26 protein-coding genes are annotated in these 16,913 nt (G+C 45.0%); 2 read left to right on the top strand and 24 right to left on the bottom strand.

Features of this window, described 5'->3' with window-relative positions; all coding sequences use genetic code 11:
* Window positions 1–201: 201 nt before the first annotated feature.
* Window positions 202–381 (bottom strand): hypothetical protein, encoded by a 180-nt coding sequence (locus LRR81_RS20425; RefSeq protein ID WP_231791267.1) that lies wholly within the window; start codon window positions 379–381, stop codon window positions 202–204.
* A 91-nt stretch (window positions 382–472) separates the two neighbouring features.
* Here LRR81_RS20425 and LRR81_RS20420 point away from each other — a divergent pair, with 91 nt between their 5' ends.
* A complete protein-coding gene (locus LRR81_RS20420; RefSeq protein WP_231791266.1) occupies window positions 473–1,234 on the top strand; it encodes a polysaccharide deacetylase family protein in 762 nt (253 codons plus the stop codon).
* An 11-nt stretch (window positions 1,235–1,245) separates the two neighbouring features.
* On the opposite strand, the gene LRR81_RS20415 is transcribed toward LRR81_RS20420, so the two are convergent.
* Complete coding sequence (locus LRR81_RS20415; protein ID WP_231791265.1) at window positions 1,246–1,872, bottom strand: KinB-signaling pathway activation protein; 627 nt, start codon at window positions 1,870–1,872, stop codon at window positions 1,246–1,248.
* Between the two features lie 148 nt (window positions 1,873–2,020).
* On the opposite strand from LRR81_RS20415, the gene gerD reads away from it, so the two are divergent.
* A complete protein-coding gene (gerD, locus tag LRR81_RS20410) occupies window positions 2,021–2,686 on the top strand; it encodes a spore germination lipoprotein GerD (RefSeq protein WP_269448752.1) in 666 nt (221 codons plus the stop codon).
* 190 nt (window positions 2,687–2,876) lie between these two features.
* Here gerD and LRR81_RS20405 read toward each other — a convergent pair whose 3' ends face one another.
* The 22 genes from LRR81_RS20405 to rpsE form a co-directional block, all read right to left on the bottom strand.
* A complete protein-coding gene (locus LRR81_RS20405; protein WP_231791268.1) occupies window positions 2,877–3,935 on the bottom strand; it encodes an Mrp/NBP35 family ATP-binding protein in 1,059 nt (352 codons plus the stop codon).
* A 99-nt stretch (window positions 3,936–4,034) separates the two neighbouring features.
* Window positions 4,035–4,745, bottom strand: a complete 711-nt coding sequence (gene cwlD / locus LRR81_RS20400) for an N-acetylmuramoyl-L-alanine amidase CwlD (protein WP_231791263.1) — start codon at window positions 4,743–4,745, stop codon at window positions 4,035–4,037.
* Between the two features lie 60 nt (window positions 4,746–4,805).
* The gene (locus LRR81_RS20395) at window positions 4,806–5,249 is read right to left on the bottom strand and encodes a DUF2521 family protein (RefSeq protein ID WP_231791262.1); all 444 of its coding nucleotides are present in this window, start codon (window positions 5,247–5,249) and stop codon (window positions 4,806–4,808) included.
* Between the two features lie 156 nt (window positions 5,250–5,405).
* Window positions 5,406–5,798, bottom strand: coding sequence for a 30S ribosomal protein S9 (gene rpsI / locus LRR81_RS20390; protein ID WP_231791261.1), 393 nt, complete (start codon window positions 5,796–5,798; stop codon window positions 5,406–5,408).
* A gap of 20 nt (window positions 5,799–5,818) precedes the next feature.
* Window positions 5,819–6,256: a 50S ribosomal protein L13 gene (gene rplM, locus LRR81_RS20385; protein ID WP_231791260.1), complete on the bottom strand. Its 438-nt coding sequence runs from the start codon at window positions 6,254–6,256 to the stop codon at window positions 5,819–5,821.
* 166 nt (window positions 6,257–6,422) lie between these two features.
* On the bottom strand, window positions 6,423–7,163 hold the full coding sequence (gene truA, locus LRR81_RS20380) for a tRNA pseudouridine(38-40) synthase TruA (protein WP_231791259.1): 741 nt from the start codon (window positions 7,161–7,163) through the stop codon (window positions 6,423–6,425).
* A gap of 2 nt (window positions 7,164–7,165) precedes the next feature.
* Window positions 7,166–7,960, bottom strand: coding sequence for an energy-coupling factor transporter transmembrane component T family protein (locus LRR81_RS20375; RefSeq protein WP_231791258.1), 795 nt, complete (start codon window positions 7,958–7,960; stop codon window positions 7,166–7,168).
* A complete protein-coding gene (locus tag LRR81_RS20370; RefSeq protein ID WP_231791257.1) occupies window positions 7,957–8,829 on the bottom strand; it encodes an energy-coupling factor ABC transporter ATP-binding protein in 873 nt (290 codons plus the stop codon). Before LRR81_RS20370 ends, LRR81_RS20375 begins: the two co-directional genes overlap by 4 nt.
* Window positions 8,805–9,641, bottom strand: a complete 837-nt coding sequence (locus LRR81_RS20365; protein ID WP_231791256.1) for an energy-coupling factor ABC transporter ATP-binding protein — start codon at window positions 9,639–9,641, stop codon at window positions 8,805–8,807. The genes LRR81_RS20370 and LRR81_RS20365 overlap by 25 nt, the downstream gene beginning before the upstream one ends.
* A gap of 286 nt (window positions 9,642–9,927) precedes the next feature.
* A complete protein-coding gene (gene rplQ, locus LRR81_RS20360; RefSeq protein WP_231791255.1) occupies window positions 9,928–10,290 on the bottom strand; it encodes a 50S ribosomal protein L17 in 363 nt (120 codons plus the stop codon).
* Between the two features lie 72 nt (window positions 10,291–10,362).
* Window positions 10,363–11,307, bottom strand: coding sequence for a DNA-directed RNA polymerase subunit alpha (locus LRR81_RS20355; protein WP_231791254.1), 945 nt, complete (start codon window positions 11,305–11,307; stop codon window positions 10,363–10,365).
* A gap of 183 nt (window positions 11,308–11,490) precedes the next feature.
* Window positions 11,491–11,880, bottom strand: coding sequence for a 30S ribosomal protein S11 (gene rpsK / locus LRR81_RS20350; RefSeq protein WP_231791253.1), 390 nt, complete (start codon window positions 11,878–11,880; stop codon window positions 11,491–11,493).
* A 21-nt stretch (window positions 11,881–11,901) separates the two neighbouring features.
* Entirely contained in the window at window positions 11,902–12,267 is a 366-nt protein-coding gene (gene rpsM, locus LRR81_RS20345; protein WP_231791252.1) for a 30S ribosomal protein S13, read from the bottom strand.
* Between the two features lie 24 nt (window positions 12,268–12,291).
* Window positions 12,292–12,405 carry a 50S ribosomal protein L36 gene (rpmJ, locus tag LRR81_RS20340; protein WP_000868344.1) on the bottom strand — a complete coding sequence of 38 codons (114 nt, stop codon included), beginning with the start codon at window positions 12,403–12,405 and terminating at the stop codon, window positions 12,292–12,294.
* A gap of 34 nt (window positions 12,406–12,439) precedes the next feature.
* Window positions 12,440–12,658 carry a translation initiation factor IF-1 gene (gene infA / locus LRR81_RS20335; protein WP_028390440.1) on the bottom strand — a complete coding sequence of 73 codons (219 nt, stop codon included), beginning with the start codon at window positions 12,656–12,658 and terminating at the stop codon, window positions 12,440–12,442.
* Window positions 12,636–12,974, bottom strand: coding sequence for a KOW domain-containing RNA-binding protein (locus tag LRR81_RS20330; protein WP_231791251.1), 339 nt, complete (start codon window positions 12,972–12,974; stop codon window positions 12,636–12,638). The genes infA and LRR81_RS20330 overlap by 23 nt, the downstream gene beginning before the upstream one ends.
* Before the next feature lie 16 nt (window positions 12,975–12,990).
* Window positions 12,991–13,737, bottom strand: coding sequence for a type I methionyl aminopeptidase (gene map / locus LRR81_RS20325; RefSeq protein ID WP_231791250.1), 747 nt, complete (start codon window positions 13,735–13,737; stop codon window positions 12,991–12,993).
* The gene (locus LRR81_RS20320; RefSeq protein ID WP_231791249.1) at window positions 13,734–14,387 is read right to left on the bottom strand and encodes an adenylate kinase; all 654 of its coding nucleotides are present in this window, start codon (window positions 14,385–14,387) and stop codon (window positions 13,734–13,736) included. The genes map and LRR81_RS20320 overlap by 4 nt, the downstream gene beginning before the upstream one ends.
* Before the next feature lie 56 nt (window positions 14,388–14,443).
* A complete protein-coding gene (gene secY, locus LRR81_RS20315; RefSeq protein ID WP_231791248.1) occupies window positions 14,444–15,742 on the bottom strand; it encodes a preprotein translocase subunit SecY in 1,299 nt (432 codons plus the stop codon).
* A complete protein-coding gene (gene rplO / locus LRR81_RS20310; RefSeq protein WP_231791247.1) occupies window positions 15,742–16,182 on the bottom strand; it encodes a 50S ribosomal protein L15 in 441 nt (146 codons plus the stop codon). The genes secY and rplO overlap by 1 nt, the downstream gene beginning before the upstream one ends.
* A gap of 30 nt (window positions 16,183–16,212) precedes the next feature.
* Window positions 16,213–16,395, bottom strand: a complete 183-nt coding sequence (gene rpmD, locus LRR81_RS20305; RefSeq protein ID WP_231791246.1) for a 50S ribosomal protein L30 — start codon at window positions 16,393–16,395, stop codon at window positions 16,213–16,215.
* A gap of 13 nt (window positions 16,396–16,408) precedes the next feature.
* The gene (gene rpsE / locus LRR81_RS20300; RefSeq protein ID WP_231791245.1) at window positions 16,409–16,909 is read right to left on the bottom strand and encodes a 30S ribosomal protein S5; all 501 of its coding nucleotides are present in this window, start codon (window positions 16,907–16,909) and stop codon (window positions 16,409–16,411) included.
* Window positions 16,910–16,913: the final 4 nt, after the last annotated feature.

The raw sequence follows: 16,913 nt of genomic DNA, 5'->3' as shown, positions 1-16,913 counted from the left end.
ATATTAATGAAGAAAAAGTCATTCTTTTCTGTCATCCGCTCGTTAGCGGCTTTAATAATATATCACGCATCATCAGTAGTGTCAACAACTTTTTTCATTGCTTTTTTCATTGTTTTTCACCGACGTCATCAGCGACGAAGATAAATATACCAAATATCTGCACAAACCGTCAATATGTTTTTTACATATTTTTTAGCTGTTTTATTTTCCTGCTGTTTTTATAATCATTTCTAAGACTTTCTCCTTCTCATAAAGAGCTCTTATACAGAGATGATTACCTTTTTCCGCCTGCATCAGCTGCCTTGTTTCTTTTAATGCTTCTTCAGCTAATAGAGCGATTTCTCTTACAGCCTTCTCCGGCAGGATCATAGCTCTTCTCATTTTTACTCCTCCACTTTTAAGGCTCAATCATGTTTGTCCCCATTACTGCATATATTGATGACATCATGACATTACGAGCAGGGGGACAGCCATGAACAGCTTTCACGTATGGCATATGAGACACGTTAAACAGGTGCTGATTGTAGCTGTTGCTGCATTGTTTGCAGCCGGGTTTCTCTATTTCGAAAATATCCTTCAGCTTCCGGTATTTTCTGCAGGCGGAGAGCCGAAAGCCATTTATCATGGTGAAGGAAAGGGGAACAAGGTTGCCTTAACCTTTGATATTAGCTGGGGAGACACAAAAGCTGTTCCCATCCTTGATGCTTTAAAAGAAAATGACATTAAAAATGCCACTTTCTTTTTATCAGCCTCATGGGCGGAAAGACATCCGAAAATTGTAGAGCGCATCCAAAAAGAAGGACACCATATCGGCAGCATGGGCTATGCTTACAAAAACTATTCAGGCATGGAACCAGAACAGGTAAGCCATGATTTGCAGCTCGCTCAGACCGTTTTCAAGCAGCTCAACATTAAAAACGTAACACTGTTAAGACCGCCAACAGGAAATTTCAATAAGCAGGTGCTGAAAATTGCAGACAGGTTCGGACTGACGGTCGTTCATTACAGTATTGACACAAAAGATTGGACGAATCCGGGAGTTACTGAAATAGTCAAAGCAGCAAGCGATGCAAGGAGCGGCGATATTATCCTGCTGCATGCATCTGACTCTGCTAAGCAAACAGCCGCGGCCATCCCTGCCATAGCAGGCTATTTAAAGAACCAGCGTCTGGAGAATGCCGGTGTCAGCGATTTAATTTCCAACGCTGACGCAAAATCCGAGGAAGTAAAATAAAGAAGGAGCCCTTATGAGGGGACTCCTTCTTTTTGCTGTACTCTTCCTGATGTATACCGCGGCAGCATAATGATTTGAAAGGCATTGCATACAAGCAGCGGAATGAGCATAAAGTAAAGCCAAAATGGCTCATTGATTCGAAGTGCGGGAAACCATTCAATAATGGTGACGATAAACATAAAAAAGAGCGCAGGAGTAAAAGCTTCTTTAACGGTGTCCCGCTTTTTTAAATAGGCCACAAATAAACTAAAGAAAAAAATCAATGATGAAACAGCTATATACGGGAGAATGCTCTCATTTGCTGAGGCAAATAGCTGGTATCGGAAATAAATTAAATCAAACAATCCAAACGCAATCAGAATCAGCTGTGCAATATTCCAGAGCCTGACTGATTTAAACATCCCAAGCCCGAATCGGTGGACAGTCAGGTAGGCGAAAAAACCCATCTGGCTAAGAACGCTGAAAATCAGCCCCCAGCCTGCAAAAAGAATAAACAGTGAGCTCAGTTCTTTTATATCTGCATTTTTAACCATTACAGCATACTTACCAGCCTGAAGGCCGAACCCCATAATAATGGCGGCGGCAGCTCCAATCAGCAGGTTTGTTAAAAAAAAGCGGACCCAATTTCTGCTTTTCAAACCCTGTTCCCCCATCCCCTCTGTTTGTCTCTGATTTTACCAATCCTCCTATAAAATTGCTATATACGGGAGAATTTTTCAAGCATAAAAAAATCCAGGGAATTCATATTAACTATAGGAGAGAAAATTGAAAGGGGCCATTTTCGTTATGGTTAAGAAAGGCATTCTCCCCCTTGCAGTCATTCTGCTCGCAGGCTCCCTCGGAGGATGCGGCGGTTCAAGCAGCGGGAGCAGCGAACAGGATATGGATTATGAAAAGACCAAAAAAATGGTCGTGGATATATTAAAAACAGATGATGGAAAAGCCGCAATTCAGCAGATCATGGAAGATGACCAAATGAAACAAAATCTGGTCATGGATCAAAAGATGGTCCAGGAAACAATACAGCAGACACTAACCTCTGACAAAGGAAAAGAGTTTTGGACAAAAACATTTGAAGACCCTAAATTTTCCGAAGCTTTTGCAAAAAGCATTCAAACTGAACATGAAAAAGTGATTAAACAGCTGATGAAAGATCCCGACTATCAGGCCATGATGATTGAAATACTGCAAAATCCCGAGATGCAGCAGCAAATGGGCACAGCACTGAAGAGCCAGCAGTCAAGAAAAGATATTCAGCAAGTGGTTCTGGATACCATCTCCAGCCCGCTCTTTAAAGCAAGAATCCAGGATGGCCTTTTAAAAGCAGCCCAGGAAATGAGCCAATCCGGCAAACAGCAAGGCCAGGAAGGCGGACAGGCTGGCGGAGAAAGCTCCGGCGGCCAGCAGGGCGGAGGCGGTTCTTCCGGAGGCGGCGGAGGCGGCGGTCAGTAAAGGTCTTGAAAGTTCATTTGGATAGAAACCACGGCATAATTCGCGGCCAAATAGGAAAAGCCTGACTTGGTGTCAGGCTTTTTTTACTGAATTCATTTAATTTTGAACGCAAATTGCAGTGAATTGCTTAATTAAAATGCTTACCAAGCAGTTTATGCGCAGGTTCACTTTTTACCCCAGTGCGCTCCCCTTACCGAACAGGAACCAGCTCCACGATCCTCTCCGCCATCTCACCATAGATCTTCCCAATTGGATGATCGGCAGCATAAACGGATGGGGCAAATTCAAGTTCATCCCAGTCAGGCTGCTGCAGCGGAATTTTTCCGAGAATTGGCACGCGGAGCTCATCAGCGAGTTTTTCGCCTCCGCCCTGTCCAAATACGTATTCTTTTTCGCCTGTTTTTTTGCTTTCAAAGTAAGCCATGTTTTCAACGATCCCGATGACTTCGTGATCTGTTCTAAGTGCCATTGCACCCGCTCTTGCCGCAACAAATGCAGCAGTTGGGTGAGGGGTGGAAACGATAATTTCCTTGCATGCCGGAAGCATGGAATGGACATCAAGCGCTACGTCTCCAGTGCCTGGAGGCAGGTCAAGCAGCAAGTAGTCGAGATCGCCCCATTCCACTTCTTTGAAAAAGCTTGTCAGCATTTTGCCGAGCATTGGCCCTCTCCAGATGACAGGTGCATTATCTTCTACGAAAAAGCCCATGGAGATAACTTTTACTCCAAAGCGGTCTACAGGAATAATACTTTCGCCTCTCACTGTCGGGCGCTGCGTAATTCCCATCATGTCAGGAACACTGAATCCGTAGATGTCGGCATCAATCAATCCGACTTTCTTTCCCGCTCTTGCCAATGCTACTGCTAGGTTGACGGATACGGTGGATTTCCCTACGCCGCCCTTACCTGAAGCGATGGCAATGAAGGTTGTTTTGCTGCCGGGTGAAAGCAGATTTCCGCTTGCTGGAGCTGCTGCCTGCTGATATTTAGCCACTGTCTCTTGAGGCAGGTCGCCAAAACGGATACCGACTGTCTGGGCTCCTGCTTCCTTCAGCTTCGCCACAACCTCCTGCTGCAATTTCATTTGTTCAGGTGTACCTGTTTTCGCCAGTGCAATTTTTACACTGACATGTTCTTTTTCGGGCTTTACTTTTATTTCCTGAATGGCATCAAGCTCTTTCAGGCTTCTATGTAAAAAAGGTTCATTCATTTGTTCAAGTATGTTTCTTAGCTCTGACTCCTGCAGCATGCTATCCCATCCTTTTGCTGAATTCGTTTTCACACACCAGTATATCATACAGCTCTTCCCATATTGCAGTAAAAGGCCTTTCATAAAAAAATCCCCTGATTATTCAGGAGGATCTTTTTTATCCGTATAATACCTGAGGACGCCTTTGTAGATGGAAGCAGCCATGGAATCCAGATATTTTTTTCCTTCCAAAAGCTTTTCCTCCTGCGGGTTGGACAGAAAGCCCACTTCGACAAGAGCACCAGGCTTGTTGGCATGCTTCAGCAAGTAGATTCCGTTCAGCTGTTTAGCCGCTCTGTCCGTGTTTTCCAGGCTTTTTCTCAGTTCATCCTGAATATACCTTGCCACCCGCTTATTCTCCTCATATTTGCCGTAAAAGAAGGTCTGAGCGCCTCTCCACTGTGCAGAAGGAATGGCATTGAGATGAATGCTCAGGTAAAGGTCAGCTGAGGAGGTATTGATGGTTTCCACCCTGTTTCTTAAATCCTCGGACTTCCGTCTGCTCAGGCCCTTTGTTCCGATGGAGGCAAGGTCTATGTCACTTTCCCTTGTCATGAGAACAAGCGCACCCTGCTGCTGAAGATAGTCTCGAACCCTCAGCGAAATATCAAGTGCAACGTTCTTCTCCATCAGTGTAGAGCCGACAGCACCTCCGTCAGGCCCGCCATGGCCAGGATCAAGATAGATGATTTTTCCAGCTAGAGGAAGATTCCATGTATTCCACGAATCATCATTCGTAAATTGAAACCGGAACAACACAAGCAGCAAAATGAACCCTGCTGCAAAACCGAGCCATTTTAATCTCTTCACGCCATTTCCCCCTTACCGCCCGTCCTACTTCACTATATGGGACACGCAAGGGAAATATGATTAATTCAAGCGGAGCTTCCGGCGCTTCATTCCGCGAAGATATCCTTCCTTCCACCAAATATTGAGAAAATGCCCGCTTGCAATATAGATGGATTCATTGGCAAGCGTAAATTCTTCTTTCTGCCCCCAGTTGAGAAGATATTCGTACATTTCATCAAGCAGAGCCTTATCTTCAAGGCGGCTTCTCAGCTGCACATCCGCCATGGCTTCACCGGAAGAGCCGAATTTGCTGTACTTTGCCCCAATGAGAAAGGATTCTACCGCAAAATCCATGCAGCCCTCTTCGATACGCCCCTTATTCAGGAGCCCGATGTGAAAATGATGGCCGAAACAGCTGTCAACGCTCTTTTTAATCTCTTTAAGAGAAATTTCCTTCATCATCGTGCGCTCATATTTCAGCTGCTTTTCCCTGATTTTATCTTGAAAAGACATAATAGGCTCCAAACAATTGCCCCCTTGGCAGAACTCTTTTCTTTTATCATTCTCTCGAGGGGGAAGAAATATGAGATCAGGAAAATATAAATTACACCGGCAAATTCTATTTTTAAGCATAAAAAAGACCCCCAACCAAATTGGTTGAGAGCCTTTGAACGTTGGTAATTAACGTTTAGAGAACTGAGGTGCACGGCGTGCGCCTTTAAGTCCGTATTTTTTACGCTCTTTCATACGAGCGTCACGAGTCAGAAGACCAGCTGATTTAAGGGAACCGCGGTATTCTGGGTCAGCTTGAAGCAATGCACGGGAGATACCGTGGCGGATTGCACCAGCTTGGCCAGCGTAGCCGCCGCCATGTACGTTAACTAGTACATCGTAGTTCGCACCAGTTTCAGTTAGTGCAAGTGGCTGCTTGATGTCTTCGATCAGCGCAGCGAAAGGAATGTAGTCAGTGATTTCACGATTATTGATCACGATGCGGCCTTCGCCAGGAATAAGGCGAACGCGGGCAACGGAGCTTTTACGACGGCCTGTACCGTAATATTGAACCTGTGCCAAATTAATATCCTCCTTTATAATTAACCGCGAAGTTCGTAAACTTCTGGTTTTTGTGCTTCATGCGGATGCTCTGCACCAGTATAGACATGAAGTTTTTTGAAAATTTGACGTCCTAGGGAATTCTTTGGAAGCATTCCTTTGATAGCCAGTTCAAGCATTTTTTCAGCGTAGTTTGTACGCATTTCCAAAGCAGTTCTGGATTTAAGTCCGCCTGGGAATTGGCTGTGACGGTAGTAGATTTTGTCAGTCAATTTCTTGCCTGTCAATTCGATTTTTTCAGCGTTGATGATGATCACGTGGTCACCAGTGTCTACATTCGGTGTGAATGTTGGTTTGTTCTTGCCGCGCAGGACAGACGCTACTTCACTTGCAAGACGGCCCAATGTTTGGCCTTCTGCATCTACAACGAGCCATTTGCGGTCGATTTCGTTAGCTTTCGCCATATACGTTGTACGCATTTATTGATCCTCCTAAAAATTCGTTTCCAAAATACATTTATATTAGTCAAGTTCTATTTCAAAACACGATTAAGACTTTCCGGGGCTTATCGTGGGGATGAAATAACATACCATATGATATGATATAACGTCTAAAGAGCAATGTCAAGAGAATGTTACACCTGGTTTAGTTGTCATATTCAACGGACCATAAATACAGTCCTTGAGCAGGTGCTGTTTTGCCTGCCAAGCCTCTGTTCTTAGCTTCAATAATAGCCGGAATCTCATCAGGCCTTTTAGCACCGCTGCCAATTTCCAGCAGTGTGCCTGTCAAAATCCGGACCATATTGTAGAGAAAACCGCTGCCTGCAAAGCGAAATGTCAGAAGGCTGCCATCCTCAACGGCTTCGAAGCTGAAAATGGTTCTGATACGGTCTTCCGACTCTGTCCGGGCTGAGCAGAAGCTCGTAAAATCATGGGTGCCGAGAAGCTTTTCACCTGCAAGCCTGATCGCTTCGACATCAAGGTGATAAGGATAGTGATAGGCAAAGTTGCGGGTGAACACATCCGGCAGCATCTCTCTGCTGATCACGTAGCGATATTCCTTTTTCACTGCATGGTAGCGGGCGTGAAAGTCATCTGCAGCCTGTTCAGCACTGAGCAGCACCACATCATCAGGCAGCAGAGAATTCAGCGCCCTAGGCCAGCGGTCAGAGGGGATGCTGAGGCTTGTGTCAAAATGGATAACTTGGCCCCGCGCATGCACCCCTGCATCTGTCCTGCCAGAAGCTGCGACTTTAATCTCCTTGCCCTTATGAAGGACAGCCAGCGCTTTTTCTAATTCGCTCTGAACGGTTCTCTTCCCAGGCTGTACCTGATAGCCGCTGAAGCCCGTGCCATCGTAGGAAACAATGCATTTCATCCTCATCTCTATGCCCTCAGCACAAAGAGCAGGACAGCAAGTAACGCTAAGCTTGAGAGCATAAGGGTATCAAGCACCTTCCAATAAAGAAGGCGGTATTTGGTCCGGCCTTCACCGCCCTGATAGCCTCTCGCTTCCATTGCTGTGGCAAGCTCTTCCGCCCGCTTGAAAGCGCTGATGAACAGCGGTACAAGCAGCGGAATAATGGATTTAATTCTTTCAGTGATCGGGCCTGAGGTGAAATCAACACCTCTGGCCATCTGAGCTTTCATGATTTTTTCCGTTTCGTCCATCAAAGTCGGAATAAACCGAAGGGCAATGGACATCATAAGCGCCAGCTCGTGAACAGGCAGCTTAATTTTCTTTAATGGATTCAGCAGCTCTTCCATTCCATCTGTCACTTCAATCGGTGTTGTTGTGAGCGTCAGGATCGTGGTGACAAGGATTAAGTATAAGAAACGGAGAGAAATATAGATCCCCTGCCTGATGCCCTCTTCATAGATTTTCAAAAAGGGAAGATCGAGAACAACTTGTCCCTCTCTTGTCATCATAATGTGCAGGATAAAAGTAAACACGATAATCCAGATCACCGGTTTCATCCCGTTTAAAAGAAAACGCAGCGGCAGCCTTGTAAGTCCTACGATGATGACCGTAAAGACGCCAAGCAAAGCATAGGTCGCTGCATTGTTGGCAAGAAATACGATAAAGACATAAAAAAAGATCGTTAACAGCTTTGCTCTTGGATCCATCCGGTGAATGAGGGAATCACCTGGCACATATTTGCCGATAATGATGCTGTTCATTGATGCTCTGCCCCTTCCTCATAAAGGCGCTTGATTAAATCAACAGTGCCTTCCATGGTTAGCGGCAATTCCTTTAACGAACGTCCGAGCCGCTTTTCAAGGAGCCTTTGAAATTTGATCGTTTCCGGAAGGTCAAGCCCGATGGACACAAGCGTTTCGCTTTCGGCAAAAATTTCCTCCGGCTTTCCCTTCAGCCGGACTGTTCCTTTTTCAAGCACAACAATATCGTCCGCATATTTAGCAGCGTCTTCCATGCTGTGCGTCACAAGGATCGTTGTAAGCTGCTGCTCTTTATGAAGCCTGTAGAACATATCCATGATCTCTTTCCGTCCATGAGGATCAAGGCCTGCTGTAGGCTCATCCAGGACCAGTACCTCAGGCTCCATGGCAAGGACGCCTGCTATAGCCACCCGGCGCATCTGCCCTCCGCTCAGATCAAATGGAGAACGATCCAAAAGCTCTTTAGAGAGGCCTACCTGTTCAAGTGCCGCATGGGCCTTTTTCACAGCTTCTTCTTTTGGAACGCCAAAGTTTATTGGCCCAAAAGCAATGTCCTTTTCAATTGTTTCTTCAAAGAGCTGGTGTTCTGGAAACTGAAAAACGATCCCGACTTTTTTCCGCAGGCTTTTCAGGTGCTTTTGCTTTTCACCTGCTGTAATCGTTCTCTCCCCAATGGTCACAGAGCCTTTTGTCGGCTTTAAAAGGCCGTTCAAATGCTGCAGGAAAGTAGACTTCCCTGACCCTGTATGGCCGATAACAGAGGTGTAGGAGCCTTCTTTGATCTCCAGGCTTACATCGTAGATGGCAAGCCTCTCAAACGGTGAACGGATATTATAGCGATGTTCTAGATTTTTGATCGCAATGTCCATATCTCATTCACCAGCCCTTCTTCTGTAAGATGGTCCTTTGCTACAGGAATACCTGCGTCTCTCAGCAGGCGGCTGAGCTTGTACGGAAAAGGCAGATCAAGACCGATCTCGACCAGCTTGTCCCCTTGTGAAAATATTTCCTCAGGAGTTCCTTCAGCATATTTGGTTCCTCTATTCATCACAATGATTCGATCAGCCTTTGCAGCTTCCTCGAGGTCATGGGTAATTGAAAGAACTGTGACGAGCCCATTTTTTCTAAGCGCTCTTACTGTTTCCATTACCTCGGCGCGTCCTTTCGGATCAAGCATGGATGTTGCTTCATCCAAAATCATAATTTCAGGCTGCAGTGCAATAATACCGGCGATCGCCACGCGCTGCTTTTGCCCTCCTGAAAGATGGTGCGGCTCTTGATCAAGAAAATGATCCATTTTGACCTGTTTGGCAGCCCACTCCACTCGCTTTACCATTTCATCTCTCGGCACACCATGGTTTTCTAAACCAAAAGCCACATCATCCTGAACGGTTGTTCCAACAAACTGATTATCGGGATTTTGAAAAACCATTCCAACTTTTTTGCGGATTTCCCAGACAGTATCTTCGTTCAGATGAATGCCTGCTACAGTTACTTTCCCTTGATTTGGAATAAGAAGACCATTTAGGATTCTTGCCATTGTCGACTTGCCTGAACCATTGTGGCCTACGATGGCCAGCCATTCGCCTTTTTTAACTTCAAAATCAACATTTTGAAGGGCAGGTCTTTCCTCTTCGCTGTAGCTGAATGATACACCTTCTGCTTTAATGATTTCCTGCATGCTTTTGCGCCTCCCCTCAGCTGCTCTTTCTCTGCTCTAAAAAAAACTTCTCCAACTGGCTTCGGCGGACATAAAATGTCCGCCGTCTACGCAGTTTGGTAATAGGCTCCCTGCAGGCTTTGTCCTGATCCTGCAGATCCGCTTTATATGGCACCGGTGCTGATTGGCGCCATTTTGGCATGTAAAGGCTCAAATCCAATAAACCGGAGAACCTAATGCTCTTTTTAAAAAAAGGGCAATGAACAAGTTAGAAACTGTCCTGCCCTTTTATTTTGTGTATATGAAATTACACTAGCTCGATGATGACCATTGGTGCTCCATCGCCGCGGCGCGGGCCAATTTTCATGATGCGTGTGTAACCGCCTTGACGCTCTTGGTAACGGCCTGCAATATCAGAGAAAAGCTTCTGCAATGCATTTTGGTTTTCTTCTTCGTTCGCCACTTCGTTACGAATGTAAGCTGCAGCTTGACGGCGAGCATGAAGGTCCCCGCGTTTACCTAAAGTAATCATTTTTTCAACAGTTGAACGCACTTCTTTCGCACGAGCTTCAGTAGTTTCAATACGTTCGCTGATGATCAGGTCAGTTGTCAGATCACGAAGCATTGCTTTACGCTGTGCACTAGTGCGGCCTAATTTTCTGTATGACATGTGATGTCCCCTCCTTCGTTGAATATATAGAAACGCACGAAAAATACTAGTTAACTTTCTAACTAGTCATCTTCAGTCATCTTTACGAAGACCTAAACCAAGTTCTTCAAGTTTCGCTTTTACTTCTTCAAGAGATTTGCGGCCAAGATTGCGAACCTTCATCATATCTTCTTCAGTCTTGTTGGCAAGCTCCTGAACAGTATTGATCCCTGCACGCTTCAAACAGTTGTAAGAACGGACAGAAAGATCAAGCTCTTCAATTGTCATCTCTAGAACTTTTTCTTTTTGGTCTTCTTCTTTTTCGACCATGATTTCCGCATTTTGTGCTTCATCAGTTAAGCCGACAAAGATATTAAGATGCTCGGTTAAAATTTTAGCTCCTAAAGCAACTGCCTCTTGAGGTCCATTGCTTCCGTCGGTCCAAACATCCAAAGTGAGCTTATCGTAGTTAGCTACTTGGCCTACACGTGTATTTTCAACCTGGTAGGATACGCGTGCAACCGGAGTATAGATAGAGTCAATAGGAATAACGCCTATTGGCTGATCTTCACGTTTGTTTGCATCAGCTGGTGTATAACCGCGTCCGCGTCTTGCTGTCAATCTCATTCTGAAATGCGCATCTTTGGAAAGAGTCGCAATATGAAGATCGGGATTCAATATTTCAATGTCACTGTCATGTGTAATATCAGCAGCAGTAACGACACCGTCACCCTGAACATCGATTTCCAATGTTTTTTCTTCTTCTGAATAGATTTTGAGAGCAAGTTTTTTGATGTTTAGAATGATCGTTGTAACATCCTCCACAACGCCTTCTACAGTAGAAAACTCATGCAGTACTCCATCCATTTGGATTGATGTTACAGCGGCACCAGGAAGTGAGGATAAAAGGATACGACGTAAGGAGTTACCCAAAGTAGTTCCATATCCGCGCTCGAGTGGTTCGACGACGAATTTGCCGTATTTGGCATCATCGCTGATTTCAACCGTTTCGATTTTTGGTTTTTCAATCTCAATCATACAATAAAACCCTCCTTCAAAACGTCGAAACCCCGATTAGAGCAGTGAGAACACCATCTAACCGAAATTCCCCATTTATAATGTCCCGAATGTGCATAGCAATAGAATGTAAAAAATTGGCTCTATTAAATATACTGTATCATAACCCATTATAGACAGGGATACAAAATCTATACAGAAATATTACACACGACGGCGTTTTGGCGGACGGCAACCGTTATGAGGAACTGGAGTTACGTCTCTGATCGCAGTAACTTCAAGACCAGCAGCTTGAAGTGCACGGATCGCAGCTTCACGGCCTGAACCAGGACCTTTAACAGTAACTTCAAGAGTCTTCATACCATGTTCAATGGAAGTTTTAGCAGCAGTTTCTGCAGCCATTTGTGCAGCGAAAGGAGTAGATTTACGTGAACCTCTAAAACCTAGCGCGCCAGCACTTGACCAAGAAAGTGCATTTCCGTGGGAATCAGTAATAGTAACGATTGTGTTGTTGAATGTTGAACGGATATGCGCGATACCAGTTTCAATATTCTTTTTTACACGGCGTTTGCGAGTATTTGTTTTACGTGCCATAGATGATTAACCTCCTTTACCTTATTTCTTTTTGTTCGCAACTGTACGGCGTGGGCCTTTACGAGTACGAGCGTTATTTTTAGTGTTTTGTCCACGAACAGGCAAGCCGCGGCGGTGACGAAGACCACGGAAGCTTCCGATTTCGATCAGACGCTTGATGTTGAGGGAAATTTCACGGCGAAGATCACCTTCAACTTTCAGCTTATCAATGATGTCACGGATTTTGCCCAGTTCTTCTTCAGTTAGGTCACGTACACGTGTATCTTCAGAAACTCCGGCCTCAGCCAAAACTTTCTGAGCAGTTGTACGGCCGATACCGTAAATGTATGTTAATGAAATAACAATGCGTTTTTCGCGGGGAATATCTACACCAGCAATACGAGCCATTTTATAGCTGCACCTCCTTCTTGATTATCCTTGTTTTTGTTTATGTTTTGGATTTTCACAAATAACCATGACTTTTCCTCGTCTGCGGATAACTTTGCATTTTTCGCAAATCGGTTTCACGGATGGTCTAACTTTCATGATTTTTCCAACCTCCTTAGTCGTTCGGAGTGTCTTATTTGAAACGGTATGTTATTCTGCCACGGGTTAAATCATATGGAGATAATTCAACCGTAACTTTGTCTCCGGGTAAAATGCGAATGAAGTGCATCCGAATTTTGCCGGATACATGTGCCAAAACAGTATGACCGTTTTCAAGTTCCACTTTGAACATTGCATTTGGCAGAGTCTCTTGGACTGTGCCTTCCACTTCAATTACATCGTCTTTCGCCATTCAATTGTTCTCCCTTCTTCAAATCAGCAACTTGTTCATTGACAAACTTCGCAAGTGCGTAACGCAGTTTTCCATTTGTCACACGACCAGTTTCAGCTAAACTGCTCTGAACTTCCGGAGATAAGCAATCAAAGAACTCTAAATGGTTGACGTTCTTCTTCTTGGGAGATTGAAATGTGCGCTTCTCTCCATCTGCCACAAGTACGAATGGATGATCAAGGATTGAAATTACAATGGCATACTGCCCTGTACTTTTACCTTTGGATTCCCGGACAAACTGCCCGATCCAAGGATTTCCTAAATCAAGTTCGTTCAAGCATTTCCACCTTCACTTATGCTTTGGTCAGGACCTCAAAGCCAGTTTCAGTTATTGCGATTGTATGCTCAAAGTGAGCACACATTTTCCCATCTACTGTTACAACCGTCCAGTTATCAGACAATGTTTTAACATAACGACTGCCTGCGTTCACCATCGGTTCGATAGCAAGCACCATGCCCGGCTTCAGGCGAGGCCCTTTGCCAGGAGGACCGAAATGCGGAATATGAGGATCTTCATGAAGCTCCTGCCCTACTCCGTGTCCGCCGTACTCCCTTACGATGGAAAAACCAAAACCTTCTGCATACGTTTGTATGGCATGAGAAATGTTAGACAGCCTTTCGCCCGGTTTTGCTTCTTCAAGACCTTTATATAAAGACTCTTCTGTAACCTTAAGCAGCTTCTCCGTTTCATCAGAAACATTGCCCGCTGCATAAGTCCATGCAGAGTCACCATGGTAGCCGTTGTATTTCGCGCCGATGTCGACGGTGATGATATCTCCATCATGCAGCACCCGGTCACCGGGTATTCCATGAACGAGCTCTTCATTAACAGAAGCACAGATGCTTCCGCGAAAACCATTATACCCCTTAAATGATGGAATTGCACCATTTTGGCGTATAAACTTTTCGGCAATTGCATCCAATTCTTTGGTTGTAATACCAGGAACAACATGCGGTTTCAGCTCTTGGTGAGTCAAGGCCACGATCCTGCCTGCTTCCCGCATGATCTCAATCTCGCGGGCAGTTTTACAGATAATCATTTGCCAAAGCCTCCAAGCAGCTCCTTGATATCAGCGAACACTTTGTTGATGTCCTGCTGGCCATCAATGTCGCGCAGATATCCTTTTTTCTCATAAAAATCAAGCAGCGGCTGAGATTGTTTGAGATTTACTTCCAAGCGGTTGCCAACTGTTTCTTCGTTATCGTCATCGCGCTGATAAAGCTCTCCTCCGCATTTATCACACACGCCTTCTTTTGCCGGCGGGTTAAACACGAGATGATACGTAGCACCGCAATTTTTGCAAATCCGGCGTCCAGTCAGGCGTTCCATCAGAATATCCTGATCTACTTTAATGTTAATCACATAATCAAGCTTTCTGTTCATATCAGCCAGTATATTTTCAAGCGCTTCTGCTTGAGCTACTGTGCGGGGGAAACCGTCAAGAAGGAACCCTTTTTCACAATCATTCTTGCCCAATCTTTCGCGGACAATACCGATTGTCACTTCATCAGGTACCAATTCCCCTTTATCCATAAAGGATTTCGCTTCAAGTCCCAGTTCAGTTTCTTCTTTAATAGCCGCTCGGAACATATCCCCAGTTGAGATATGAGGAACCTTGTACTCTTCTACTAATCGCTCCGCCTGAGTGCCTTTGCCGGCACCTGGCAAACCCATTAAAACTAGATTCATTCAAAAATTCCCCCTGAGTCTCTATTAGAGGGAATGGGAATCTGCTTCCCATAACCTCACTGTTTGATAAATCCTTTGTAATGACGCTTTACAAGCTGGCTTTCAAGCTGCTTCATAGTCTCAAGGGCAACACCTATGATAATCAATAAGCTTGTGCCGCCGATTTGCGCTTGCTGCGGCAGACCAGCTATCTGAATAAAGAACACAGGCAGGACTGCGATAACTGCCAAGAAAATTGAACCAACAAATGTTAAGCGATACAAAACTTTTGTTACATATTCTTGAGTGCTTTTTCCGGGACGAATACCTGGTATATAGCCGCCCTGCTTTTTCAGGTTGTCAGCCATTTGTTCAGGGTTAACCTGGACAAATGCATAGAAATAAGTGAAGGCGACAATCAAAATAACATACAAGGCCATACCGAACGGTCTTGTATAGGTGAAATTGTACTTGATCCAATCCGTCACATCATTGGTACCGAAGAACGATGCAATGGTCGGCGGTGCAATGATAAAAGATACGGCAAAGATTACCGGGATAACACCAGCCGGGTTAACCTTCAATGGAAGGTGAGTTGACTGGCCGCCTCCAGTAGGGGCTGAGCCCGTAACACGCTTTGCGTACTGAATCGGAATTTTGCGAAGCGCCTGCTGAACGTAGATAACTCCTACAATAACAGCAAGAATCGCAACAGCCAGAAGAATCAATGTCGCTATTTTCAAAAACAGCTGATCACCAGGATTCTCGAACTGCTGTGAATAAATCTGACCAAGAGTATGCGGAATGCCGGATACGATACCTGCAAAGATGATGATGGAAATTCCATTTCCAACGCCTTTTGCAGTGATTTGCTCTCCAAGCCACATTAAGAAAGCCGTGCCTGCAGTAAGTACGAGTGCGATCATCAGGAATTTACCCCAGTTAGGGTCCTGGATCAGCATTCCGCGGGACATATTATTGAACCCGATGGACATGCCGATAGCCTGGACAAATCCAAGAATAATCGTAAAGTATCTCGTAAACTGTGCTAGCTTGCGTCTTCCTACTTCCCCTTGCTTAGACCATTCAGTAAACTTAGGAATTACATCCATTTGCAGAAGCTGCACAATAATGGATGCCGTAATATACGGCATAATTCCCATTGCCAGTATGGAGAAGCGGTATAGTGATCCGCCCCCAAAGGTGTTCAGAACACTAAATGCATTGGTTGGATCCTGTGATGTCAGCACTTTCGCGTTGACAAACGGGACTGGAATAAATGAGCCAATTCGAAAAACAATAAGCATTAAAAGGGTGAATATGATTTTGTTTCGTATATCACCCACGCGCATAAAATTGGAGATTGTTTTAAACATTAGATCACCTCAGCTGTACCGCCAGCTGCCTCAATTGCTTCTTTAGCAGAAGAGGAGAATTTGTTTGCTTTGATCGTAAGCTTTTTCTCTAGAGATCCGTTACCAAGGATTTTAACGCCAGATTTAGTGCTGCTAAGGATGCCAGTTTCAAGAAGCAATTCAGGAGTCACTTCTGTACCCTCTTCAAAACGGTTAAGTCTGTCAAGGTTAACTACGGCATACTCTTTGCGGTTGATGTTTGTGAATCCGCGTTTAGGCAGACGTCTGAATAAAGGAGTTTGACCGCCTTCGAATCCAGGACGAACACCGCCGCCGGAACGGGCGTTTTGACCTTTATGACCTTTACCGGCAGTTTTGCCGTTGCCTGAACCGATACCGCGTCCTACACGGTTGCGTACTTTGCGGGATCCTTCTGCAGGTTTCAATTCATGAAGTTTCATAGGAACACCTCCTTAATTTTAAAGCATTTCTTACTGTTCAGCTACAGTGACTAGATGGCTTACTTTCTTCACCATTCCACGGATCGCTGCATTATCTTCATGCACAACAGTCTGGTGCATTTTTTTAAGACCCAGTGTATTAACGGTAACACGCTGGTCTTCCGGACGACCGATCAGACTGCGAGTGAGGGTGATTGCTAATTTGTTTGCCATTATCTTTCCCTCCTTATCCTAACAGTTCTTCGACAGATTTTCCACGAAGCTTCGCAACTTCTTCAGCACGCTTCAGACGGGAAAGGCCTTGAAGTGTAGCGCGGATCATGTTGATTGGTGTGTTGGATCCTAGAGATTTGGAAAGGATATCGCCTACACCTGCAAGTTCTAGAACCGCACGGACAGGTCCGCCAGCGATAACTCCAGTACCTTCAGAAGCAGGTTTCAAAAGGATGTTTCCAGCACCAAATTGTCCGATAACTTCGTGAGGAATTGTTGTGCCAACCATCGGCACTTCGATAAGATTCTTCTTTGCATCTTCAATAGCTTTGCGGATTGCTTCTGGAACCTCTTGGGCTTTACCAGTACCAAAACCTACATTGCCATTTTTGTCACCTACAACAACTAGTGCAGCGAAACGGAAACGGCGTCCGCCTTTAACAACTTTAGCTACACGGTTAACGGTAACAACGCGTTCTTCAAGTTCAAGTTTGTTTGGGTCAATACGACGCATTCTG

The sequence above is a fragment of the Metabacillus kandeliae genome (assembly GCF_021166585.1).
In the GTDB taxonomy this organism is placed as follows: domain Bacteria; phylum Bacillota; class Bacilli; order Bacillales; family Bacillaceae; genus Metabacillus_B; species Metabacillus_B kandeliae.
This window is presented reverse-complemented; position numbering and strand designations above follow the sequence as displayed.